The sequence below is a fragment of the Sodalis sp. dw_96 genome (assembly GCF_018449575.1).
Classification (GTDB): domain Bacteria; phylum Pseudomonadota; class Gammaproteobacteria; order Enterobacterales; family Enterobacteriaceae; genus Acerihabitans.
Genome location: NZ_JAAVUT010000007.1, coordinates 29105 through 53574, shown reverse-complemented (window position 1 = coordinate 53574; position 24470 = coordinate 29105). Strand labels below are relative to the sequence as shown.

At 54.8% G+C, this 24470-nt stretch carries 12 protein-coding genes and 2 pseudogenes; 10 read left to right on the top strand and 4 right to left on the bottom strand.

Annotated features, from left to right (window positions below; all coding sequences use genetic code 11):
• The first annotated feature begins 156 nt into the window (after nucleotides 1–156).
• The 5 genes and pseudogenes from HB631_RS12570 to HB631_RS12550 all read left to right on the top strand — a co-directional run bounded on the left by HB631_RS12570 (nucleotide 157) and on the right by HB631_RS12550 (nucleotide 15669).
• Nucleotides 157–1821, top strand: coding sequence for a ShlB/FhaC/HecB family hemolysin secretion/activation protein (locus tag HB631_RS12570; protein ID WP_213991506.1), 1665 nt, complete (start codon nucleotides 157–159; stop codon nucleotides 1819–1821).
• A gap of 17 nt (nucleotides 1822–1838) precedes the next feature.
• Nucleotides 1839–13175 carry a hemagglutinin repeat-containing protein gene (locus HB631_RS12565; RefSeq protein WP_213991505.1) on the top strand — a complete coding sequence of 3779 codons (11337 nt, stop codon included), beginning with the start codon at nucleotides 1839–1841 and terminating at the stop codon, nucleotides 13173–13175.
• Between the two features lie 53 nt (nucleotides 13176–13228).
• Complete coding sequence (locus tag HB631_RS12560) at nucleotides 13229–13477, top strand: hypothetical protein (RefSeq protein WP_213991504.1); 249 nt, start codon at nucleotides 13229–13231, stop codon at nucleotides 13475–13477.
• Nucleotides 13478–13805: 328 nt separating this feature from the next.
• Nucleotides 13806–14913, top strand: a pseudogene (locus HB631_RS12555) (IS3 family transposase).
• A 186-nt stretch (nucleotides 14914–15099) separates the two neighbouring features.
• Nucleotides 15100–15669 (top strand): hypothetical protein, encoded by a 570-nt coding sequence (locus tag HB631_RS12550; protein ID WP_213991503.1) that lies wholly within the window; start codon nucleotides 15100–15102, stop codon nucleotides 15667–15669.
• A 43-nt stretch (nucleotides 15670–15712) separates the two neighbouring features.
• On the opposite strand, the gene HB631_RS12545 is transcribed toward HB631_RS12550, so the two are convergent.
• Together HB631_RS12545 and HB631_RS12540 are read right to left on the bottom strand one after the other, a co-directional pair.
• Entirely contained in the window at nucleotides 15713–16258 is a 546-nt protein-coding gene (locus HB631_RS12545; RefSeq protein WP_255556963.1) for a hypothetical protein, read from the bottom strand.
• Nucleotides 16259–16761: 503 nt separating this feature from the next.
• Entirely contained in the window at nucleotides 16762–17316 is a 555-nt protein-coding gene (locus HB631_RS12540) for a hypothetical protein (RefSeq protein WP_255556962.1), read from the bottom strand.
• Between the two features lie 241 nt (nucleotides 17317–17557).
• Here HB631_RS12540 and HB631_RS12535 point away from each other — a divergent pair.
• Nucleotides 17558–18532 (top strand): annotated as a pseudogene (locus HB631_RS12535) (Fic family protein).
• Nucleotides 18533–18610: 78 nt separating this feature from the next.
• Nucleotides 18611–19312, top strand: a complete 702-nt coding sequence (locus HB631_RS12530; protein ID WP_213991500.1) for a substrate-binding domain-containing protein — start codon at nucleotides 18611–18613, stop codon at nucleotides 19310–19312.
• A 141-nt stretch (nucleotides 19313–19453) separates the two neighbouring features.
• Here the strand turns inward: HB631_RS12530 and HB631_RS12525 are convergent, their stop codons facing one another.
• Nucleotides 19454–20005: a TetR/AcrR family transcriptional regulator gene (locus tag HB631_RS12525; protein WP_213991499.1), complete on the bottom strand. Its 552-nt coding sequence runs from the start codon at nucleotides 20003–20005 to the stop codon at nucleotides 19454–19456.
• Between the two features lie 181 nt (nucleotides 20006–20186).
• Between HB631_RS12525 and HB631_RS12520 the strand changes: the two genes are divergently transcribed.
• Nucleotides 20187–20975, top strand: coding sequence for an SDR family oxidoreductase (locus HB631_RS12520; protein ID WP_213991498.1), 789 nt, complete (start codon nucleotides 20187–20189; stop codon nucleotides 20973–20975).
• A gap of 84 nt (nucleotides 20976–21059) precedes the next feature.
• On the opposite strand, the gene HB631_RS12515 is transcribed toward HB631_RS12520, so the two are convergent.
• Nucleotides 21060–21482: a DeoR/GlpR family DNA-binding transcription regulator gene (locus tag HB631_RS12515; RefSeq protein WP_213991497.1), complete on the bottom strand. Its 423-nt coding sequence runs from the start codon at nucleotides 21480–21482 to the stop codon at nucleotides 21060–21062.
• On the opposite strand from HB631_RS12515, the gene HB631_RS12510 reads away from it, so the two are divergent.
• The gene (locus HB631_RS12510; RefSeq protein ID WP_213991496.1) at nucleotides 21460–22182 is read left to right on the top strand and encodes a hypothetical protein; all 723 of its coding nucleotides are present in this window, start codon (nucleotides 21460–21462) and stop codon (nucleotides 22180–22182) included. The two genes, HB631_RS12515 and HB631_RS12510, sit on opposite strands and share 23 nt — an antisense overlap.
• A 421-nt stretch (nucleotides 22183–22603) precedes the next feature.
• Nucleotides 22604–24424 carry a hypothetical protein gene (locus tag HB631_RS12505; RefSeq protein ID WP_213991495.1) on the top strand — a complete coding sequence of 607 codons (1821 nt, stop codon included), beginning with the start codon at nucleotides 22604–22606 and terminating at the stop codon, nucleotides 24422–24424.
• Nucleotides 24425–24470 lie beyond the last annotated feature (46 nt).

Sequence of the window (24470 nt, the reverse complement as noted above, 5' to 3'; positions counted from 1 at the left end):
ACGTTAGGCTAAAGTTCGAGAATATTTACACATCATCATAAAGTTCACCTCAACCCTGCCGATAGAAATTCCTATAAAACAACAAATAAAACAACGCAATTTTGCGTAAGCATATTTGCCGCCGGCCTGGGCGTTGGCGACATTCAGGGATGGTCCATGAGAAGTCGTTTGCCGGTCAATATCGGCCTGATATGGGTTGGTCTGCTTTGTGTCTGCGGACGGGCGGTAGCCATCAGCCCGGCCGATCGGGATGTTATTCAACAACAGCAAACGGAACAATTGAATCAGGACAGCCAGCAGCGGCAAGCCTTGCAGCGGGCGACACCGTTATCGACGTCGCCGGCGCAAGCCGCCGCCCCGGGCGGTCCCTGTTTTCATCTCAAGACTATTCTCCTGCCGGGGGCGGATACTATGCCCGAGTCCGTCCGCCAGCGCCTGACCGCGCCTTATCTGCATCAATGCGTGGGGTTAAGCCAAATCAATTTACTGGTGAAACAGGTCTCGGACTGGTATATCGCCCGGGGCTATATCACCAGCCGGGCGTTCCTCACCGGCCAGGATCTGTCCGGCGGCACGCTGCGGCTGACGGTAATGGAAGGCCGGTTGCAAGATATCCGCCTGGAAAACCATGATGCCCGCTTATTGCATATGGCGTTTCCCGGCCTGAAGGGCAAAATTCTCAACCTGCGGGATATTGAGCAAGGCATGGAGCAGATTAACCGGTTGCGCCGCAATCCGGTACAAATCGACATCCAGCCGGGCAGCCGACCGGGATACTCGGTGGTTAACCTGACCGCCGCTCACGAACAGCCTTTAGGTCTCAACGCGGGGTTCGATAACAGCGGCCAGAAAAGCACCGGCGTCGGTCAGTTGAACACGGCGCTCACGGTGAATAACCCCCTGGGACTGGCTGACCAATGGTATATGAACGCTTCCCGCAGCAGCGAGTTTGTCAGCGATCGCGATGCGCGCAGCGTGCAAGCCGGGTTTAGCCTGCCTTACGGCTACTGGCTGTTGGACTACAGCTATAGCTATAGCGATTATCTCAACACCATCAGCGAGCAAGGTTACGACTGGCGCTCCGCCGGCGACAGCCAGGCGCACCGGCTATCGTTGTCCCGTGTGGTGTTTCGCAACGGCAACATGAAAACCGGGCTGATGCTTGCGTTGACGCACCGCATCAGCCGCAACGATCTTAACGATACCCGCCTCGACAGCAGCAGCTACGAACTCACCAGCCTGACGGCGGGAGTTAATCACAGTCAGAAACTGTGGGGCGGATACGCGACCTTATCGCCCTTCGTCAGCCGAGGTATGCCCTGGCTGGGCGCGGGCAGCGATTACCAGGCCGACGGGCAGCCCACCATCGACTTTACCAAGTGGGGCGCCACCGCCAGCTATTATCTGCCGCTGGCCAGCAATTTCACTTATCTCACCAGCCTGTCCGGGCAATGGACCGCCGATCGGTTATACGGCGCCGAACGCATGACTCTCGGCGGCGAAAGCTCGGTACGTGGTTTTAAAGAGCAGTACCTGTCCGGCGATAACGGCGGTTATTGGCGTAACGAAATCGATCGGCCCATGGCGGTATTACCGTTACTGGGGGATATCGGCGCATTGGCGGCGCTGGACGCCGGTTATCTTCGCCACGATCGCCAGGATATCAATTCAGCCGGCACCCTGTGGGGCGCCGCCGTGGGGTTGAGCAGCAGTAATCGCTATTTTGTCAGTCAATTCACCCTGGGCTGGCCGCTGGGGTATCCCCGCTCGCTGGCGCCCGACCGGGTGTCGGTTTATTACCGCCTTGGCGTGGTGCTGTGAAAATGAGGATGTCAGGGATGAAAAATCCAGTGACCGGCATGGTTTCCATATGGCGTCTTATATTGAGTTATCTGCTGGTCGTCCTGCTGGCCTGGCAACCGCTATTACCAGTGCTGGCGGCCGTTATCACCCCGGCCAACGGTTCCACCCAGACCCTATCGGCCGGCAACGGCGTGCCGGTGGTGAATATCGCTACTCCCAACCAGGCCGGTCTTTCCCATAATAAATACCAGCAGTTCAACGTTGGCGGAGAAGGTCTGATCCTGAACAACGCCACCGGCAAACTGACCCAAACCCAATTGGGCGGATTGATCCTTAACAATCCCAACCTCCAGGCCGGCCAGGAAGCCAAAGCCATCATCAACGAAGTGGTGGGAGCCAATCCTTCACAGTTGCAGGGCTATATGGAAGTGGCGGGCAAGGCCGCCAGCGTCATGGTGGCCAATCCCTACGGTATTACCTGCAACGGCTGTGGTTTCATCAATACGCCGAACGCCACACTGACCACCGGCAGCCCGGTTATCGGCGCCGATGGCAATCTGCAGTCCCTGGAGGTCACCCAGGGCGCCATCACCATTGAAGGTAAAGGGCTGGATGCCAGCCAGAGTGATGCTTTCTCATTGCTGGCCCGCGCGGCGCAAATCAATGCCGGCCTGTATGCCAAAAGTCTGACCGTCGCCGTGGGGGCCAATCATATTGATGCCGCGGGCAATGCCACCCCGCTGGGCACCCCGGACAATATGCCGACCATCGCGGTGGATACCGGCGCCCTGGGGGGCATGTACGCCAATAGCATCCGGCTGGTCTCCAGCGACAAAGGCGTGGGCGTTAACCTGGGCAATCTCAGCGCCGCCGCCGGCGGCATTGCGCTGTCGGCGTCCGGGGCATTGACGGTGACCAACGCGGTAGCGAACAACGGCGCCGCCGCAGGCGATATCAACCTGTCGGCGTCCGGCAAGCTGACGGTGAATAATGCCTCGGCTCAAGGTTCTCTCAGCGCTTCCGGTAGCGGTCTGCAACTGGGGGGCAACGTGGCGGCGCAGGGCAACATGGTCCTTGGCAGCCAAGGCGATCTTGAAACCGATAATGCTACCCTGGCCGCCGGCGGCAACCTGCAGTTGAATGCCGCCGGTCATCTCGGCATCAATAATTCCAGACTCGACGCCGGTACAGACAGCGCCGGGAATATAGGCGAACAGGGCAATCTGTCACTCACCGGGGCGACGGTCAGCCTCACCGGCAGCCACGGGGCGGCGGCCATGGCCAGCGTCACGGCCGGAGGCGCCATGATGATGGATGTCGCCAGCCTGTTACAGGCGCGTCAGTTGTCTCTCAGCGGCCAACAACTGCAATTGGATGGCCAGTTGGCATCCAACCAGGACCTGACGATCACCGGCACCAGCCTGACCGGGGGTACCGGCGCCGCCATCAGCAGTCAGCAGAATATCAACCTGAATCTCGGCGGCGTCAGCCTGTGGAACGGCCAGATGCTGGCGGGAACCGGGCTGCATTTCCAGGGCGGCGTTCTGACCAACGGCGGACAATTGCTGGCAGTGAACGACCTGAGCGTTAACGGCACGGCACTGAATAATAACGGTCTGATCCAGGCCGCCGATCTCTCCTTTACCGGCGGCTCGCTGAACAATGCCGGCCGATTACAGGCGCAAAACAGCGTCACCCTCGCCGCAGGATCGCTGATTCAGCAGGCGACGGCAAGTTTGACGGCAGGGGGACAACTGAAGGTGCAGGCGGCTAATGCCGATACCGACGGCATCTGGCAGAGCCAGTCTCTTGATTATCAGGGTGGCGATTGGCACAACGCCGGCAGCATCAATTCCCTGGCCAATATGGACATCACCCTGAACGGTGTCGGGCAAAACAGCGGTAATCTGCTGGCGGCAGACCAATTGGCGCTGACGGCGCCGCAGTTTACCAACCTGGGCCTGCTGCAAGGTCAACAAATCGCTGTTAGCGGTGGCGGCCAAACCACATCCCAGGGGGGCGGTACCTTCGCCAATAGCGGCACATTGCGCGCTGTTGACAGCTTGACCCTCGACGGTCTGGACTCGCTGTCCAACAGCGGAGCGCTATTAAGTGGTGGATTAAGCCAATTCTCCGCCGTCCGGTTGACCAACGGCGGCACCATCACCGCCGCGGCCCTACAGGCCACCGGCGCCAGCCTCAGCAACAGCGGTACCCTAAACGTCGCCGGCGCGCTGGCATTCAACGGCGGCGATGCGGCCAACAGCGGCGATATCAGCGCGGGTCAAACCCTGTTCGGCGGCCATACCTTGAACAACACCGGCAACATCGTTTCCGGCGGCAGTTTGGCTATAAACGTCGATCAGCTGACCAACGGCGGCGCGTTGACGTCGGACAGCCTGTCTTTCTCCGGCCAGGTCCTTACCAACGGCGGGACGATGGATATCGCCCAGGGAGCGGATATCCAGGCGTCGCAGTGGCAAAACAACGGCACTTTTCGGGCCGGCCAGGTTTCCGCCGCCGGACAGAGTCTGTTTAACAGCGGAGAATTAACCGGGAGCGACCAACTGGTATTGGGGTTTGACGCAGGGGTAAACAACAGCGGCGTGCTGGCCACCAACGGCCCTTTGTCCCTGACCGCCCGCGTTTTGATCAACTCGGGCACCCTGTCGGGGGCGACCAATCTTACCCTGAGCATGGTGTCGCTGCAAAATCAGGGGAATATCCTTGCCGGCGGTGCGGGAAATATCACCGGCGCCAGCGTGGTCAACAGCGGACAGCTGCAGGCCGGCCAACTACAGATTGCGGCCGGTACGCTGGATAACAGCGGCACCCTGCTTGGACAAGACGGCCTGACGCTGGCGCTGCTTGATACGCTGCAAAACCAGAACGAGGGCCAGATCCTGAGCGCCGGTCCGGCCAGGCTGACGGCGGCGGCGATAACCAATGCCGGCGCCCTGCAGGCCGAATCGCTACGGCTTACCGCCGGCGAGCTTGACAATAGCGGTCATATCCAGGGCGACAACCAGCTCAGCCTGCGGTTGGGTCAACAGGAAGACAGCGCCGTATGGGCATCGGCCGCCGCTCCCGTCGCCATCGGCGTATTGAACAATCAGGGCGGGATCATCTCAGACGGCGCCGCATCATTGCAGTTAGCGCAGTTGAACAACCAGGGCAGTGTCCAGGGGCAAACTCTGGTCGTACAAGGGAATCAACTGCAAAACAGCGGTACCCTGATCAGTCCCGGTGATCTGGATGTCACCCTGACCGGCGCGTTGAGCAATCTGGCGTCCGGACAGGTGCTGACCGACGCTCTGTTGAATATCGCCGCCGGTTCGGTGAGCAATCAGGGTTTAATGCAGGGCGGTACACTGACTGCCACGGCGGCAAGCCTGGATAATCAGGGACAATTGCAAGGCACTCAGGGATTGACCTTCAATACCGACGGCGCGCAGACCTACGGCGCGGACAGCCGGTTGTTAAGCAACGGCACCGCCGCGCTGAGCGCGCAGGACATCACCACTGCGGGCCTGTGGCAGGCGGACGAGCTGAACATCACCGCCGATCGCCTGGATAACAGCGGCGCCATGGTCGGGCTGACCAGCTTGACTATCCACAGTAGCGGTCAACTGAACAATCTGCTGACGGGACAGCTATTGTCCAACGGCGATATCACCCTGCAAGGGGGGCAAATCGCCAATAATGGTCAGATACAGGGCGAAACCCTGACCCTGAACGGCGGCACGCTGGACAATGAAGGTAGTCTGACCGGGCTGGACCAGCTCGCGCTTACCCTGGACGGCGCCCTATCAAGCAGCGGCAAACTGCTGACCAATGGCACCGGAACGCTGACCGCCGGTCAATTTACCCATAGCGGCTTCGCCCAGGCGCAACAATGGAATATTACCGCCGCCAGCCTGGATAATAGCGGCATACTGGCGGGGATTGGCGGCTTATGGCTCTCCCTGACCAACTCGGCGCAAAATCAGTCGCAAGGACAGCTGCTGAGTAACGGCGCCAGTCAAATCCAGGCCGCCGATTTTACCAACAGCGGTCTCTGGCAAGCCGCATCATTGTTGCTCAACGCCAACAGCGCCGCCAACCAGGGAACACTGCAAGGCACCGGGCAGGTGGTGCTCACCCTGCTTAATGGCTATTCCGGCGCCCTGGGCAGCATGCTGGCCACCGGCGAACAGGCCGTGCTCAGCGCCGCCACCTTCAGCAACGCCGGCACCTTGCAAGCCCAACAACTGCACTTATCCGCCGGCAGCCTGACCAACAGCGGCACCCTGCAAGGCACCGGACTGCTGGATTTACAACTGACGGGGGATCTCGCCAATTCCGCCGGCGCCAGCCTGCTGGGGGCGGACCAGCTGCAACTGCGGGCGGCGCACATCACCAACCAGGGCATTGTGCAAGGCGGGGATGTCAGCGTTAATGGTACGGCTCTCGACAACAGCGGCACAATGCAGGGCAACCAGACGCTGGGCTTGACCCTGACCGGGCAATTAAACAACCTGGCGGGGGGCCAGATATTATCCGGCGGGCAAACCAGCCTGCTGGCGGACCAGTTGAACAACGATGGCTGGCTCCAGTCGCAACAGCTTACCTATAGCGGCAGCCAGTTCAGCAATAACGGCACCCTGTTGGCGGGGGATCTGCTGCAACTCACCGTACCGACCTTCACCAACCAAGGCACCCTCCAGGGCGGTCGCGCCACCATTGACAGCACGATGCTGAACAACGACGGCACCTTGCTGGGGATAACCTCTCTGGCATTACAGTCGGGGGCCATCAACAATCAGAGCGGCGGGCGCATCTACAGCGCCAAGGATTTGAGCTTCACCAGCGCCAGCCTGCAACAAAACGGTCAATTCCTGGCGTTGGGCAACCTAAATGGCCATATTACCGGCGCGCTGGATTTCACCAGCCTGCTGGCGGCGGGCCAAACCCTGACCCTGAATGCCGACGGCGATTTCAGCCAGCAGGGCACCTTACAGGGCAACGCCGTGCAGTTAACCGCCGGCGGCACCTTCACCAACAGCGGGCAGGTGGTGACCGGCAACGGCGGCCTGTCGGTGACCGCCGCGACAATCAATCAACCATCGGGCGGCAGCCTGCAATCCGGCGCCGCCGTCACCCTCACCAGTAACAACAATATCACCAACCAGGGTTTTATCGGCACCCTGGGCAATTTACTGTTGCAGACCGCCGCCACCTTAACCAACACCGGGCTGTTGTATTCCGGCGGCAATATGCAACTGCTGGCGGACAGCATTCAAAACATCAGCGGCGATATCCTGGCGGGCAACGGCCTGTGGATGCAACGGGACGCCGCCGGCGACGCCAATAGCCAGATAGTCAACAGTTCCGGCGATATCGAAACCCAAAATGGCGATATCACCCTCAACACCGGCCTGTTGCTTAACCAGCGGCAAGGATTCAGCGTCACCCAGACCGACACTACGCTGGCGGTGCCCGCCTGGGCCAACGGTGCGTCGATCCTGATCCCCGCCGACTGGTTCCAGCCGGGAGACATCGGCGTCAGCGATTACGGCGACACCATCGGCGGCGGCAGCCCCGGCCACGGCGGCGGCGGTTCCTATGTCACCACCTATTGGTATGTTCCTTATGCCAGTGCTTATGTGCAGGACATCGCCGTCGCCGAAACCACCTTCAGCGTAACTTCCGGCGGCAATGCCGGACGGCTGGTGGCCGGCGGAAATATCGTCGGCTATGCCGGCAGTTTGAACAACATTGCCTCCAACATCCTGGCCGGGGGCAACATCACCCTGTCCGGCAATAGCCTCAACAACCTTTCCTATCAGGAAGGCACCACCACCGAGTATCAGCAGTACCACTACGCGGTGCTGGATACCACCCCCGGCGATGAGATCGATCCGCCCATGCTGACCCTGGATGAAGCCCCGGCCTACTTCACCAGCGATGATCGCTTCGCGGATCGCTACACCTCGGACAGTATCGCGTATACCGCCGTCGGCGCGCCGACCTATACCTACACCGGCGGCGGCCAAAACTACAACGCGCTGATCCAGGCCGGCGGCTATATCAGCGCCAGTTTCTCGCAGGATATCAGCAACACCACGGTGGCGCCGGATATCGGCGGCATTACCCACCAGCTTACCGCGCCTTCACTGACCGCCATTAATGCGCTGGCCGGCCAGTCACAGCAAAGCAGCCGCCAACTGGCCGCCACCGACGACGGTTTTACCCTGGCGGGCAGCGTGCTGGATCCCCAGACGGTGAACGGCGGGCAGAACGGCAATCTGGCCCTTAACCAGGGCAGCGCAGCCAACAGCGCTCAGGGCCTGAGCGCCGCCGATGGCGGAGCCAAATCCCTGGCGTCCGCCCCCGGGCCGGACGCGCCGCTGTCCACCCTGACTCCGGCGCAACTGAGCGCCGCCATTGCCACCGGTCTGAAACCCTTGACCGAGAATCCGCTGGCGGATTACCCGTTGCCCGCCGGTAATGACGGCCTGTTTGTTATCAACAGCCAGCCCGGCAGTCACTACCTGATTACCGCCAATCCCAAATTGACGCAGCTGGGCCAGGTGAATGGCTCGGTATTCAACGACTTGAACAGCCTGCTGGGACAGCCCCCCATCACCAGCCCCACGGTGGAAACCAGCAGCCAGTTGACCAACGAACAGCAATTTGACGGTTCGGCTTATCTGTTGAATAAACTCAACCTGAATGCCGATACCGACTACCAGTTCCTCGGCGACGCGGAGTTTGACACCCAATATGTCGACAACGCGGTAATAAGCCAGGCCGGCCAGCGATATATCAACGGCGTCGGTTCCGATTTACAGCAGATGCAAACCCTGCTGGACAACGCGGCGTCGGAACAACAAGCCTTGAACCTGCAGTTCGGCGTCAGCCTGACGCCGGATCAGGTGGCCGGTCTGACGCAAAGTATTGTCTGGTATGTGCCGATCACCGTCGACGGACAAACGGTGCTGGCGCCGCAGCTGTATCTGGCCCAGGCGGATGAAACCAACCTGCAGGGCAGCGTGATCACCGCTTCGCAGGTTGGGCTGGCCAGCGCCGGTTCCATTACCAACAGCGGCGCGGTCACCGCGGTGTCATTACTGGATATGACCAGCCAGGACCAGATAATCAATCAGAACGGCGGACTGCTGAAATCCGACGGCAGTCTGGATCTCACCGCGTTAAACACTATCAGTAATCTCAGTTCCGCCATTTCGGGCGGCAATATAAGCCTTACCAGCCTGAACGGCAGTATCGTCAACCAGACCGCAAGCGATACCTGGTCGGTGGGCAGCCTGACGTCGCCCGCCGTAGGGGGTTCTATCCAGGCCGCGCTGACCGCCACCGAAACCGGCGATATGGCGAGCATCAGCGCCACCGGCGACCTGGTATTGTCCGCCGCCAAGGATATTTCCGTGGTCGGCGCCAGCGTGGCATCCGGCGGCGATACCGTCCTGGCGGCGGGCAACGATATTACCATAACCGCTCTGAGCCAAACCGCTACCGACAGCACCCTGACCGGCCGGCAAACCAACGACAGCCGGCAAACCACCGCACAGTCCGGCACTATCACCGCCGGCGGCGCATTGAGCATCCTGGCCGGCAATGATCTCACCCTGAACGGCAGCGGATTGACGTCCGGCGCCGACATGCAGCTGGCGGCGGGCAACGACCTTAACCTAGAGGCCACCGCGACCGGCACGCAAAACAACAGCCAATCGGACCGATCCGGCCAGGAAAGCCAGGATCATACCCTTGGCGGCGTAGTCAGCAGCCTGGACAGCGTCGGCAACCTCAGCCTGACGGCCGGACAGGATATCACCAGTCAGGGAGCATCCCTGAACGCCGCCGAAAGCGTCGCCCTCAGCGCTGGCGGCGATATCACCTTGGATGCCTTGCAAAGCGACACCTACAGCGAAAGTCACGGCGATAACAGCGAGAACATCGACGAAACCATCGGCCAGCAGGGCACCGCCATCACCGCCGGCAGCGGCATCCAGCTCACCGCCGGACAGGATATCACCCTGGCCGCCACCCAGGCGCAGGCGGGGGGCGCCATCGGCCTTGACGCAGGCGGCGACATCACCCTCGATACCGCGCAGGAAAGCGATTATCACTATGATGAAGCTACCCACACCAGCAGCGGCCTGTTCTCCTCAACCAGCACCCATACGGTGGATGAGGATTACGACACCCATCAACTGGGCAGCCTGCTGAGCGGCGACAGCGTTAATCTGTCGGCGGGCAACGATATCGGCATTACCGGATCGTCGGTGATCGGCGACGACCATGTCACCCTGCAGGCGGGCAATGACATCACTATCGCCGCCGCCACCGAAGAACAATCCAGCTATCAGCTGAAGGAAACCGAAACCAGCGGCATGTTCAGCGGCGGCGGGTTCGGCGTGACCTTCGGTTCCACTTCCATGCGTGATGAAATCGACCAGAACGGCACCACGCAAAGCCAGAGCGTCAGCACCATCGGCGCCACCGACGGCAACGTCAATATCATTGCCGGCGGCACTGCCCATCTCAGCGAGGCGCAGGTGATAGCCGGCGACAACCTCAATGTGGTGGCCGGGGCGATCACCATCGATCAGGGCGACGACTTGCTCAATCGCCGGGAAAGCTACGAGCAGCAGCAAAGCGGACTGACCATCGCCATTTCCAGTCCGATAACCGACGCGCTGACCACCATGGACAATCTGGCGGATAAGGCCGGCCAGACCAGCGACGCCCGCATGGACGCGCTGTATGGGGTGGAAGCGCTGCATGATGGCTGGGCGGCGTCCCAGAACGGCGGCGTCGCCACCCAGGCATCACAAATCGCCAAGGGCGATTATGACGCCAGCGTCAAACTGCAAATCAGCGTCGGCGCCAGCCAGAGCAGCTCGCTGAGCACCCTGGCGGAACAGCAAGCGGCGGGCAGCACCCTCAGCGCCGGCGGCGATGTCACGCTGGTGGCCACCGGCGGCAATAATCAAAGCGGTGACTTGCTGATTACCGGCAGCGGCATTACCGGCGACAATGTCACGCTGGCGGCCAATCACGACCTGATACTGGACGCCGCCGCCAGCACCAGCGACCAGCACAGTTCCAGCGACAGCAGCGGCTGGAATGTCGGGGTCAGCGTTTCCCTTGGAGCCTCCACCGGTATCGGGGTCTTCGCCAACGGCTATATGGCCAGCGATAACGCCGACGGCAGCACCACCGATTACCTCAATACCCGCGTCAACGCCCAAAACCAGCTCAGCCTGAGCAGCGGGGGCGATACGGTGCTGGAAGGCGCGCAGGCGCTGGGCAACAGTATTATCGCCAACGTGGGCGGCGACCTGACCATCACCAGCCTACAAGACACCGATGACTATCAGGAGTCGCAAAAATCGGTGTCCGGCGGATTGAGCATTTCCTTCGGCACCATGCCGGTTTCCGGGTCGCTCAGTATCAGTGGCTCAAACATCAACAGCCAATACGCCAGCGTCGGCGCGCAAAGCGGCCTGTTCGCCGGCGACCAGGGTTATGACATCCATGTGGGGGACCACACGCAGCTTAACGGCGCGGTGATTGCCTCCACCGCCGCGGCGGCGGACAACCAGCTGTCCACCGGCACCCTGGGCTGGGACGCTATCCAAAATGCCGCCGACTACAGCGCCACCGGCTACGGCTTTTCCGCCGGCGCGGGCGGCGGCGCATCGCCGTTCGCCCTGCCTGCGCTGAGCGACAGCCAGAGCGGCAGCGCCAGCGGCACCAGTTCGTCGGCCATCGCCGACGGCACGCTGACTATCCGCGACCCGGGCGCCCAGCAGCAGGATGTCGCCACCCTCAGCCACGATACGGCGGACGCCAACGGCCATATCGATGAAATCTTCGATAAGGAGCAGGTAGAGCAAAACCTGGCGTTCACCCAGGAAGTGGGCCAGGTCAGCATGGGTGTGGTGCAGGATGTGATGCAATATCAGTTGAGCAGCGCCGCGGACGCCGCCCGGGCCGGCTTGCAGCAAAGCGACCCGAACTTCAACAGCCTGTCGCCGGAGGCGCAGCAACAGGAGATAGAGCAAACCGCGGTCTACAAAACGGCCCAGTCGGAATACGGCATCGGCGGCACCTACGCCATCCTGGGGGATGCCATCAGCGGGGCGCTGACGGGTCTGGCGGGCGGCGACCTCACCCAGGCGGCGGCGGGAGCACTGGCGCCCTATCTGTCCCAGGTGGTCAAAATAGCCACCACCGATCCGGATACAAAGCAGGTAAATGTCCCCGAAAATGCCCTCGGCCACGCCCTGGTGGGCGGGCTGGTGGCGTATTTGCAAGGGAATTCCGCGGCGGGGGGAGCGGCGGGAGGCGCCGGTGGCGAACTGGCCGCCGAAGCAATAACGGCCGAGCTTTACCCCGGCGTCGCGACCAGAGACCTGACGGAAGAACAAAAGCAGACTATCTCGACATTAAGCACCCTGGCGGCGGGACTGGCGGGCACGGTGGCCGGCAATAGCGCGGCGGGTGCGGTGACCGGGGCGGATGCGGGCAAGAATGCGGTCGATAATAATTATCTGAGTGCGACTGATAAAAGTCGCCAGACGGAACTCGACTACAAACAGAACTTGACTCCGCAGGAACAAACTGAGCTCGATGCCCTGAACCTCAAGGACGCTGAAACCAGCAAAGCGTTGGTGGATGCATGTATGAATGGCAGTGCTTCAGCTTGCGCTGCTGCCCGCCAGGACGCACTAAATGTTCAGGATACTTATCAGAATCTGGGTTACCAAGACCAAAAGGAAACACAGGCGGGTTATCAACAAATCCAGGCGTTGCTGACGGGCACGAGCGAGGAGGCGAAACAAACCCAGGAACTCTTTAACAGTATGGTCGTGGCGTATATGGGCGCCGGGATGAGTGAGGAAAGCGCAGAGTCGGCGGTTGGGTATCAGCTCGGCGCTATGTACGCTATCGGTGGTATCGCAGGTATTGGTTTGGGGGAAGTGGCTGATGACGGGTTAACGCTTAGCGAGGAACCAGCTCTACAGCTTCTGCAACCGGATGTTAATAATGCAACTGAAATTAATCAACAAGTATCGCCTGCAACGCCAACAGGTTCTAAAGGTAATCCGCTAGATGTTCCTGCTGGAACAAATAAATCTGCCGTAATAGACGGGCTTGAATATTCCGGTCATTCCTTAGATCGCATGCAAAAACAGGGGATTACCCCTACTGTGGTTGAAAACGCGATCAATCCAGAGAATGCGGTGCAGGGGAAAAATCCTGGCACGATAGCTTATCATGATAATATAAATAACCTCACCGTAATTACTGATGAGAAATCGGGGCGTGTGATTACTGTAGATTTTGGAATTATCAAACAATGAAAAAGTTGAAGAACCTATCACTGACAGAGTACGATATCAGGCAGCTTAAGCTGATGAAAGAAGCGTTGACAGATTATGAGGAGAATAAAGTATCGCTAAATTTACTTATCAATCGCTTAGGAGGATTGCTCAATTGTTTACAAGATCTCAGCGATGAATGGAAAGAAAATTTTCATGAAAACTGGTTTGAGCTAGAGCAAATGTATGCTGTAGCGTTAGACAGAAATGAGCCTATTAGTAAGTATAGTATTGGCATTAATGAATCAATAGGTAATTTGAAAAAATTATTAGAATTTTATTAATTTAACAATATATTAGATGCGGGATCTTTACTTATATATTGATGAATCAACATTAATTGACAGCTGTCGCTGGCCAATTCAAAACCCAGTTTTTTTAGCCATCAGCCAGCGCGCCTGTTGTTATATTGTGAAAAAACATATTAGTTAGCAATGCTTGAACGATCATAATACCTCGCTACCGAACAAAGCGCGGTCAACTTTGGTAGCGGTAGTTTCAGAATTTACCACACCAGCACCCACTGGCGGCGTTATTTTATAGTCCCCTTGAATTTAGTCTTACCGCTTGATGGAGTTCTCTGGTTAAAATGCAAGCAACGAGAGTCTCATCATGAAGAAAGCGCGTTTCACTGAAACTCAGATCTTGCGAGTCCTGAAAGAAGTTGTAGATGGCCGGCATGTGAATGATGTCTGTCGCGTAAACGGTGTTTCAGAAGCCAGCTACTATAACTGGAAATCAAAATACTAGGGGATGGAATCCTATGATATCAAGCGGATGAATGTGCTTGAAGAAGACAACCGCCGACTGAAGCAGATGTATGCCTCCCTGAGCTTGGATCATGAATTCCTTAAGGATGTCGTAGCAAAAAAACTTTAACGACACCTGAAAAACGCGAGTTGGTTCGTTATGTCATGACGGAACATCACGCCAGTCAGCGTCGCGGGTGTCGGATTATCGGCATCAACCGAAGTCTTTTGCATTATCGCCATAACACCGCGCGGGACCTGCCGGTGATTGAGGCATTACAAAAAATGGCGCAACAGTATCCAGACTATGGCTTTGGTCTGATGTTTAATACGTTACGTCAGTTCGGACAGATCTGGAATGTAAAAAGGGTTTGCCGAATTTACCGATTGTTAAAGTTAAATCTCAGGCGTAGGGGAAAAATCGATTGCCCAACCCGCATCCCCTGCCTTTGGTTATTCCCCAAAAAATGAGCCACTGCTGGTCAGATGATTTTATGAGTGATGCCTTGGTAGATGGGCGAAGGTTCCGCCTGTTCAATTTGGTCGATGATTTTAATCGGGAGGCACTGGCAATCGAAGTTGATTTAAATCTACCGGCTCATCGTGTCGTCCGTATCCTGGACCGACTCAGCAGCGAGAGAGGTTATCCGACTAATATTCGAAGTGACAATGGACCCGAACTTAACGCCGTTGCCTTGGCTGAATGGGCAGAGGAAAACGGTGTCATGCTGGATTTTATTCGGCCTGGCAGGCCAATGCAAAACGGATTTATCGAGCGGTTCAACAAAACCCTGCGAACAAAAATACTTGATATGTATCTGTTCCGGACGCTATCCGAAGTGCGGTTTTTAATAGAGAGCTGGCGGACAGGATATAACGAGGAACGTCCACACAGCTCACTTGGCGATATGCCGCCAGTTATTTACGCAAGGCAAAAACTGATCGGAGATCCTCATTGGCAGTGGTACTAAAAACCGGAGGGACTGCACGCGGCATGTCGGGATTATTTTTCCTATTTCACCTATATCAGAGTAAAATTTTTTCAATTAAGAAAACTAACCATATAACACCCATAGGTAATGGATGACAGCACGATGCTATTTGTTTAATATATATATTTCATTCATTAGGTTTTATGACTAAAGAAGAGACAATTGATGCAACGATCTTTTGTTAAAGCGCTATCAATTTCGAGTTTATTGATACTGACGGCCTGTGCTACCGTTAGTAAATACGCTACTTCTCGCTATTTTGAGATTTATTCGGTTAATAATCTGTCAGCCTGCAACTTTAGACCAAGGTTTAATGATTGTGCAGAATCTATGTCTTTTGACGTAAAAATTTCCGACAGTAACGAAAAACTTGCTATTTCAAAATATATCAATGAAACAAATGAAACCAGCTATTTTGGTTTTACGCGGAAGAATTATCAGCAGCAGACTAAACCCATTCGTGATTTCCTACTATGGGTTCAAAATCGTAATAACAATTTTCAGCATATCTCTATGTTACGCGAGGCAGGAAATACCGGTGGGTATTTGTATGAAAATAAACATATCGAATACACGTTTGACTTTATACATACTAGAGCCGATATTCCTATGCTGGTTATTCATGCCGGGAAAAACGACCACTATTACGGCTTTACCTATGAAGAAGCGAAAACCTTGATAAAAATCCTGGATTCTTGGCAGGATAATAGTTTTTTAGGCGAGAAGTTAACCTGATATGATCATCAGACAACCCGTTGGGCTGTCTAATATGTGATATTCAAAAGTTTTGAATTCTAAAAAAACCATCCTGGCAATTTTTCAACCCAAGATCATGCACGAGTCTTTTATCATAATATCCTTTTTCAGTTTTGAATTCCTCGTAAACTGTCAGGACACGCGGGAAATGCGGATCGATCATCAGCCCGGTAACATAATAATAAGAGCCAATGACGGGTTTGAACGTTACCGTACGGTAGGAGCCATTCCCGGCAAACATTCGTATGGTGATTTTTTTCTCCGCGGCCACCCAGAATTCACGGCGCATCACTGATGTTTCCGGTATCTCCGGAAAATTTTCAATTTTATTGTTCAGCATGAGTTGAAAGCCAATAGCACTATTGGTGAATCCATTGTCAGGATCGTCCAGATTGATGCAATCGCCAGTGTGCGGGTAAACCCGGATAAGGTCGAGATTTCTGTTGTCAAAAGCGATCCCTACCCGCTTTTCATCATGGGAATCTTTTAATTTATGGCTGAAAGAGGCACCCGAACAACCATTAAGCAGGATTACCGCTATCCCTATCAATAAAGTATACTTAAACATAACCATCCTTAATTTTATACTGTGAAGAGATAATTTTATTAATTAGAATAAAGGAAGTACGATTTTTCTGCGATGATTATATATTTTTGGATATTTTTTTTCAAAAGTTATTTCCTGACGTTGGTGCTCTAAAGAGGCGCAGAGGAATCTCCAGAAAACAAGACAGGCAAAGAATTTTGTGATCTATTGATAGTCCAACCAATGCAATGAGGTCAACCCTATGTCTACCCGCCAATTATGCAAAAAATTATTCTTAAATGCCTTAGCTACATTTCACCAATACCGGCAAAATGCCCTGCTAGATGCATTTGTTGCGTTAATGGACGGCGCATCAATGACGCTCAGTGGTATCGGATGATTTATGCTGGGATTGGCCCAGATCAGAAAAAAAGTTAAAAGTGTTGATCGAGTCCAAGCACCGGGGATGACCAGAAATACGGCGGCCTGAGCGGGTAGGGCGGCGAATGTCAGTAATCAACTTGCATGAAACAATAGATCTCTTTTCACTTATAGTTAAACTGATAATCAACAATATAAGTTCCGAGTTTGTTTACTCGCGCCGTAACCCATACCTCATCCATACCTTGCTTTCTTTTTTTTTGCAGAGCCCTTTCATTGGTGCATAGCTGTATCCATCGGTCGGTATGTACATCTTTAATCCATAAACCTATTTCACAATGACCATTTTTTCCTCTGGGTGGACCGGGGACCACAACATCATAGTCGGAGGCGTAATTAATTACTTTATCAGGGAAAAGATAAACGTAAATGTCGAAAATATGTAGTGTGGAAACAAACCCAAAGCAAAAACCAGCCAGGAACATATAGAAAATCTGCTTTGCTGCCTTACTCACGGGCCGTAGAAAGGTTGCTCGCACTGCAAGGATAATTCCTAATATAACCCCAATGCTAATGTAGATTGTGAATTCTGGAAACGTCTTGATCAGTACTGTTTTATACGAAACATGCGAAGCCCAAAGCATATGCCAATAAATAGGCAACATGACTGCCATGGCGATGAGAAGATTGACAAAATCCTTTGAAAAAACAAACATCATCGGTTTTTTATAATAATGGCACATCTATTTATAGACTTGTATTACAAGCTTATTATGTGCCTGTTTTATACGAATTTTCTACCAGACAACAAGAACATTTGCTATATTGACGGGAATTATTAGCGGCTTTCAAACAGTCGCATCAACAGGGAATACATGCTTGTATAATATCAATAACTGGTCATTGGACTGATTTCACAGATTAATTTATGACAAAGACCGAACAAGCAGGGGGAGCCCAATGGCAGATTATCAACCGCCTTACAGTATTACACCTGCTATCCTAAATCGGGTGGTGGAGGTCGGCGAGCTACTGGGGCACTGGTCCGAGCAAGCCGGGCGATCCTCCCCTTTGTTACGTAGAGAAAATCGCATCCGCACCATTCAAGCTTCATTGGCCATTGAACATAACAGTCTTACCACTGAACAAGTTACCGCTATTATGGACGGCAAACGGGTGCTGGCGCCCGTAAAAGATATTCAGGAAGTTCGTAACGCATCCTGGCTTATGAAAAATTGCCTTACTGGCGTAGCGATAAAATGTCAGATTTATTGGCCGCCCACCGGCTGTTGATGATGGGGTTAGTGGACACTCCGGGCCAACTGCGTGGGGGTAATGTCGGGGTTTACCGTGAAAAGCGGCTTATCCATATGGCTCCGCCGTCTCATCAGTTGCCGCGTTTAATGGGGGATCTGCTTAATTGGTTACAGCATGCCGAAATTCATCCCTTGATCGCCAGTTCTGTCTTTCATTATGAATTTGAGTTCATTCATCCGTTTGCCGATGGCAACGGCCGTATGGGTCGTTTATGGCAAACCCTAATACTGGGTGAATGGCGTCCGGAGCTGGCATGGCTGCCGGTAGACACATTAATCCACCATAGGCAGCAGGAATACTTAGAAGTGCTGGGAGAGTGTGACCGCGCTAGTGACTGCTCGGCATTTGTGACTTATATGCTGGAAATAATCAATTCAGCTTTGGCCGAAGGTATTGCTACAAAACGGAATGATGCCGGTAGAAATGCCGTCTTTAAGCTCCACTGCACAAAAAATCTTGACGGCCATCGCTAAACATCCTTCGATTACCATGACCCGACTGGCAGTGGATCTGGCGGTAAATCGCCGTACCGTTGAACGCAATATGAAGATACTTCAGGATAAAGGGCTATTGGTGAGGCAAGGGCCGACCAAAAACGGACTTTGGCGAGTGGGGTGAGGGCTGATTAAAATCAGGGTTCTAGCTGAATAATCACGGTCAGTAGCAATCAAGACTGATGCCAGGAAAAATAAATCAATGAAAGACCTTTATATCAAAAGCGCGGGCGCCGCGCGTGGCTTGATCGAGTCCACCTGTGATGGATTTTCCGCGCGGCGTCAGTTCAGGCTGGTAAAAGAGTTTGCGGCGGTGGGCACGACCTTTGACCGGGCACGCCAAGCCATGTCGGAACATGAGCGCTGCGACCTGGTGGCCCTGACGCCGGATCTGTTGCACCGGTTGGGAGAAGAATTTCCCCAACGTATCGCCCCAGCAGGATCTCTCGGTTTTACACCCACTTGCCTTGCTTGCCGCCCCGGCGTCGAGCCGGTTGATATTTCCACCGTTAATGCGCTGCGTCGTGCTATAAGCGATGTCGAGGTGATTTTCACCGGCGATCTGCGCCAGTCCACCATTGGCCGCCATACGGTTTATTTGTTGAAAAGCCTTGGCCTCGATTCCCGTGCAACGCCGGATATCGTTGAATTTCCCGGCGGCGCGCAGGCGGTGGCGGCGATAATGGCCACGGAAAAATCCGTGCTCGCCATTGCCCAACTGACGGAACTACGGCTGCATCCTTCCGCCATATTGGTGGGGCCGCTTCCCGCTGAATATTACCTCGCCACTGAATATGCCCTGGGGGTCGTTGACGACTCGCCCGCGGCATGGGACTACGCCGCCTTGCTTACCGGTTTATCGCACGAGGAGACGCGCAGGCAATGCGGATTTAATCCTCTCTGAGGTTCGCGCACCGGCGTATCGCGGGAGAAGATGCACAGGTCAAGCGGGTTTTATGGCCGCCTGTGAGGAACGCACAGCCGGGGACGCAGTGATAACACTTTAGGACAACGGATAAGAGAAAAGAGCTGTGGTAATAAACCTTTAGGGTTCAAAAGAGGCCAGCGTCTGGGTAAGCAGCTCTTCGGACAGCGCTTCGTCATCCACCGCCCGCGCAAGAATCATGGCCCCCACCATGGCCGACCAGCGGGAAATTGCCACGCGCCGGCGTTCTTGCGCGCTGTTGCCGGGGGCGGTTTGGCTAAAGCGTTCGATTTGCGCCTTGATGGCCCGGGTGGTGACGGCAACCGTTTCCGGCGACGTGCGGGGAATCTCGCAGCCCAGGGCCGAGAACATACAGCCGTTACCGAGATTGTCCCGCTGCTTTGTAGTCAGGTAGTTTTGCCCAAAGGTTTTCAAATCAAGATCGGCGTAGGGAGACTGTCCGTTTTCAAGAAACAACACATGTTCAAACACCTTGGCAATAAGGTCGTCTTTTGATTTGAAGTGGTTGTAAAACGCTCCGTGGGTCAGCCCCGCGGCTTTGGTCACGTCGGCAATGCTGACATTTTCACATCCCTGTTCACGCATCAGTTGCGCAGCGGCATCCAGGATCCGGCGTCGATTATCGGCAAGATGGTCGCGGCTGATTTTCATCTCTTTAGGTCCGTCAGGGTTGAGGGCAAATGATAATAATCATTATCGGATAAATTGTCTTTTTTTGCAATGATGACAGACAACACTATTGCATAACCCCAAAACCTCTCTTATGATGATGGTCGTCACTATTAGAACACCCATACGGTTTTTTTAACCGTTTCACTGTAAGGAACCCTTTATGAATTCACTACACTCCACGGCCCTGGTCACCGGCGCATCCACCGGCATCGGCGCCATGTATGCCAAAAAGCTGGCGGGCCGCGGCTATCATCTGGTTCTGGTGGCAAGGGATATTCATCGCCTTGAAACGCTGGCGGCAGAGCTGAGGTCTGATTTCGGTGTTCAGGTCGATATACTGCGGGCGGACCTGACCCATCCGCAGGAATTGCATCAGGTTGAAAAACGGCTGCGGGAAGATTCTGCCATCGGGTTATTGGTGAATAACGCAGGCACGGCGAATCACGGCTCGTTTATTAATGCCGATCCGGACCAGATGGAAACCTTGATTGATCTCAATGTGCTGGCGGTGACTCGGCTTACCGCCGCGGCGCTTACCGGCATGCTGGCCCGTGGTCAAGGCGCCATCATCAATATCGCGTCGGTGGTGGGTCTGGCCCCCGAGTTCCCCTTGGGGATTTACGGCGCCACCAAATCCTTTGTCATCGCCATGTCGCAGGCCCTGAACGCCGAACTGGGTGAAAAAGGCATTTATGTCCAGGCGGTGCTGCCGGCGGCGACCCGTACGGAAATCTGGCAACGCTCCGGACGTGATGTGGACGCATTGCAAGGGGTCATGGAAGTAGAGGAATTGGTCGACGCCGCGCTGGCAGGTTTCGATCGCCGTGAGACAGTGACTATTCCCCCGCTGCATGACGAAAGCCTATGGCAGGTTTATGATGCGGCCCGCCAGGCCATGCTGCCGCATTTTGCCCAAGAGCATGCCGCGGATCGCTACCAGACAAAATGATCCCAAGACACTGGCGGTATTTTTGCTGGGGAATTGCCGCCTGGCCCTCTGTTTTGCCGCAGCGGGTTGGGTGGGTTTGCACCTTCAGTCAACTATAATCACTTCCGTCAAGCTCTTCAGATCTTTGAATTCATTCTCGGGTATGGCGGAGTCGGTAATAAAATAGTCGATTTCGGACCAATTGCAGAACTGGAACAGCCCTGAGCTGCTGAATTTAGTACTGTCGCTAACCACCACTTTAATAGTGGCACATTTTACCATGGCTCTTTTGATTTCCGCTTCTTCATAGGATGCGGTGCAGGGACCGTGTCTGCCGCGCAGTCCGTCGGTGCCGAGAAAGACAATATCGGCATTCAGCGATTCGAAAACGTTTACCCCCCACAGGCCGACCATGGCCAAACTACTGGAATGGATTTTGCCTCCCACCAGATAAATATCATTGTCGGTACCCGCCAGCGGTTGCACTATATTAATAGCATTTGAAATGTTGATCAGTAACTTCAGCATGGGCATCGTCGGACTTGTCATCACGCTATTGGGTTATTTGATTATCGGTCCGGTTATCTCGGTATTGATTCATATCCTTTCAGCCGGCGTCAATTGGAGCATCGCCCACGAAGTCCTGCCGTTGATTTCCATTTTTGTCGCCCCGGCCCAGGTGCTGTTTTTGAATAACGCCATTAACCACGGGATTATGGGCCCGCTGGGGCTGCAACAGGTGGCCGAGCATGGCAAATCCGTGCTGTTCCTGGTCGATGCCAATTGCGGTCCGTCGGTGGAAACCTTGCTGGCCATCTCCTTCTTCGGTAAGGGAATGGCGAAGAAAACCGCGCCCACGGCCGCATTGATAGCAGGTGTCGGCGGCATTGGCGAAGTCTACTTTCCCTTCGTACTGATGAAACCGGTGCTGGTATTTGCGACTATGGCGGGGATAACCACGTCACTGACCTGTTTCCTGATGTTGGGTGGCGGGACTGTCGCCACGCCGTCGCCGGGCAGCTTTTTTGCCATGCTGGTATTGACTCCTAAAGGGGCGATGCTGGGCAACCTGGTAGGTTTCTTCGCCGGTATGGCGGTGGCTTTCGCCGTTGCATCGGTGCTGTTGAAAATGGACAAGAGCCCGGAAGAAGCTGAGACGCCGGAATTGGCGGATGCCGACCCCCAGGCCAGTGCTTTTCTCAATCATTTCCTTTCCCTCATCTGCTGATATGGCTATTTGTACGCCGGCATGCATTCCCTTCTGATAATACTAAAAAGAATTTTATAAATTATTTCGTAATATCAATATTGCATTCAGATAGTAATATTAATAATTATAATTTTTTATTTAATATCTTTATGATACTTAATTTTTCAATATTTTCATGATGTTAAAATTTTAATACGATGAGAATAAGTTATTTCCAGATTGCACCCCACTCGTTGATGACAAATGATTACCGCCGCGACATGATAGGTTTTGTATGGGGACATTGGATCAGATAATCTGTCTGAAATAGGTGGATATGAACCTATATTATATATATTTATGCTATTGGATTTATTGAAAATCATATCGATTAAATCTATGGTTTTAATTATCCCCAGGGCATGACATATAAAAAGCGTTAAAAAGAGGAATTTTATGCATGATATCTTTACCCAACATTCAGATAGCCAGTCCCTTGGGAACCATGAGGAATGATGACGCTAATCCCGTGAATACGGCCAGTGCCTTTTCCAGTTCCGGAATGTCTTCCCGGCAATTGGAATGGCATCTCAATGAAAATGCCGCACTCGGGCAAACAGAATTAAACACTGATGCGTTGAGGACATGCGCGGAAAACATCAATAGCCAGATTGACAATCTTAACGGCGAGCTTCTCGATAAACTTGATGACCATGAACGCGATGATGCGGAACGTCTGGTGGAGAGTGCCGGGAATTTATTGAAGAACGGCGAAAACGCGCCGCTTACCACTAAAGCGGGCACTGACGAACATGCCATAGCATCGGGTCTGCGTCAGCAATTACAGCGCCGGCCTTGCACTGACTTTATGGAACGCGGCAGGACGCTGCTGGATTGCATCGGCAGCGTGCTGTCCAATGATTTTGAGGTGTTATCCGGCAACGCGGCGCGTCGTGCGGGCAATGTGATTGCGGTGGCGACGCGGACCGGCACCATCGTTGCGCTGACCACCCTACTGCGTCAAATGGTGGGTTTTGCCCTGGCGCATAATGTGTGCTCTTTAGGACAAAATGCCTCTTTAACGCCGCGTATGGTGGCGGGTATATCCTCCCTACTGATCGGACCGGGACTCAATCTTGCCGGGGCGGTACGGGATGAAAGAAACGGCGCCGCCACCTCGACATCAAGGATTTCACGAATTTCGATGGGGCTGTTGAGCCTTGGCGGTCTGCTGATTGCCGCCGCCTATAATCCGGTCGAGGTCATCGGACATAAGCTATCCGTCATCGGACCGCAAATGGCGACCTATACCCTGGCCCGGGATCTGCTTCAAACGCTTTTTCCGCTCCATGAGAACGGCGGAATCAATGTTACCGGCACGTTGTGTTCCGCATTTATGTATGGCATCGCTCAAGTGTTGTTAGCGCAGGGCATGATGACTCTTGCCCCCCAATCCGGGGCGGAATATCTGGTCTCGGAGGCCGACCGGATGGCGGATACGATGGCGGACTGGGCGGCGGCAAGCGCGGCCATGACCCTCATTGAGCCGAACCCTCTCCATGACCTGCTGCGCAGCGCAATGAATACCGCTGTGGAAATGTTCGACGAATTGCAAAGGACGGCACTGATGCGTTACTTTTCAGTGCAAAGGGAACCCGACGTCGTCCAAAGGGAACCCCCAGTCTCCCCTGAGAGCGAACCGTTAAACTCCGCGATGACCGCAATGGAAATGACCGCGATTAAAACCCCCCCGACAGCGTCGGATAAAATCAGCAGCCGAAATATACCGGACGATCCCTCCACGTCCGAGGATAAACGCTCCCGGTCCCCCGCGTCCGGGCTGCCGGGCCAAACCGGGAATAGTCGCCCCCGGCCCCTTGTGCCCGAGCAATCGAATCAAGCCCGGGAAGGCGTTCGCATCGGCCTTGACCCGCCGCGCATCGGCGCCGGCTCCTGGCCGACATCGGCGCAGTTAGCCGACAATATGCTCACCACCTGCGCTATGCGCACCTCGATATTTGAATCGGTAACGGCTATTGCGGTGACGGTGTCAACCGCCCTTCATAAAACCCGGCTGGAACAAACGGATCAACGCCATATTTTGAGTGCGCTGATTGGAGGATTGGTCATGGTGGGATATCCCGCCTTTGTCGGTGCTCATTTGACCGGGCCTCCCTCCCCGGACGCATTGACGCCGGACGCGGAAGGGGGTGCTGATCCCGCCCCAACAGGTGTGGAAAGGCAGGGAAAAGCGGATAGCACGGACAAAACCATGCCATAGCCCGATGGGTTTATGCCCGTGTGCTAATAATTAATCTTGCTTAAAC

Coding starts and splice junctions, on each gene's coding strand:
- HB631_RS12570 (WP_213991506.1), top strand. CDS start 157: ATGAGAAGTCGTTTGCCGGTCAATATCGGCCTGATATGGGTTGGTCTG.
- HB631_RS12565 (WP_213991505.1), top strand. CDS start 1,839: ATGAAAAATCCAGTGACCGGCATGGTTTCCATATGGCGTCTTATATTG.
- HB631_RS12560 (WP_213991504.1), top strand. CDS start 13,229: ATGAAAGAAGCGTTGACAGATTATGAGGAGAATAAAGTATCGCTAAAT.
- HB631_RS12550 (WP_213991503.1), top strand. CDS start 15,100: ATGCAACGATCTTTTGTTAAAGCGCTATCAATTTCGAGTTTATTGATA.
- HB631_RS12545 (WP_255556963.1), bottom strand. CDS start 16,258: ATGTTTAAGTATACTTTATTGATAGGGATAGCGGTAATCCTGCTTAAT.
- HB631_RS12540 (WP_255556962.1), bottom strand. CDS start 17,316: ATGATGTTTGTTTTTTCAAAGGATTTTGTCAATCTTCTCATCGCCATG.
- HB631_RS12530 (WP_213991500.1), top strand. CDS start 18,611: ATGAAAGACCTTTATATCAAAAGCGCGGGCGCCGCGCGTGGCTTGATC.
- HB631_RS12525 (WP_213991499.1), bottom strand. CDS start 20,005: ATGAAAATCAGCCGCGACCATCTTGCCGATAATCGACGCCGGATCCTG.
- HB631_RS12520 (WP_213991498.1), top strand. CDS start 20,187: ATGAATTCACTACACTCCACGGCCCTGGTCACCGGCGCATCCACCGGC.
- HB631_RS12510 (WP_213991496.1), top strand. CDS start 21,460: ATGTTGATCAGTAACTTCAGCATGGGCATCGTCGGACTTGTCATCACG.
- HB631_RS12515 (WP_213991497.1), bottom strand. CDS start 21,482: ATGCTGAAGTTACTGATCAACATTTCAAATGCTATTAATATAGTGCAA.
- HB631_RS12505 (WP_213991495.1), top strand. CDS start 22,604: ATGATATCTTTACCCAACATTCAGATAGCCAGTCCCTTGGGAACCATG.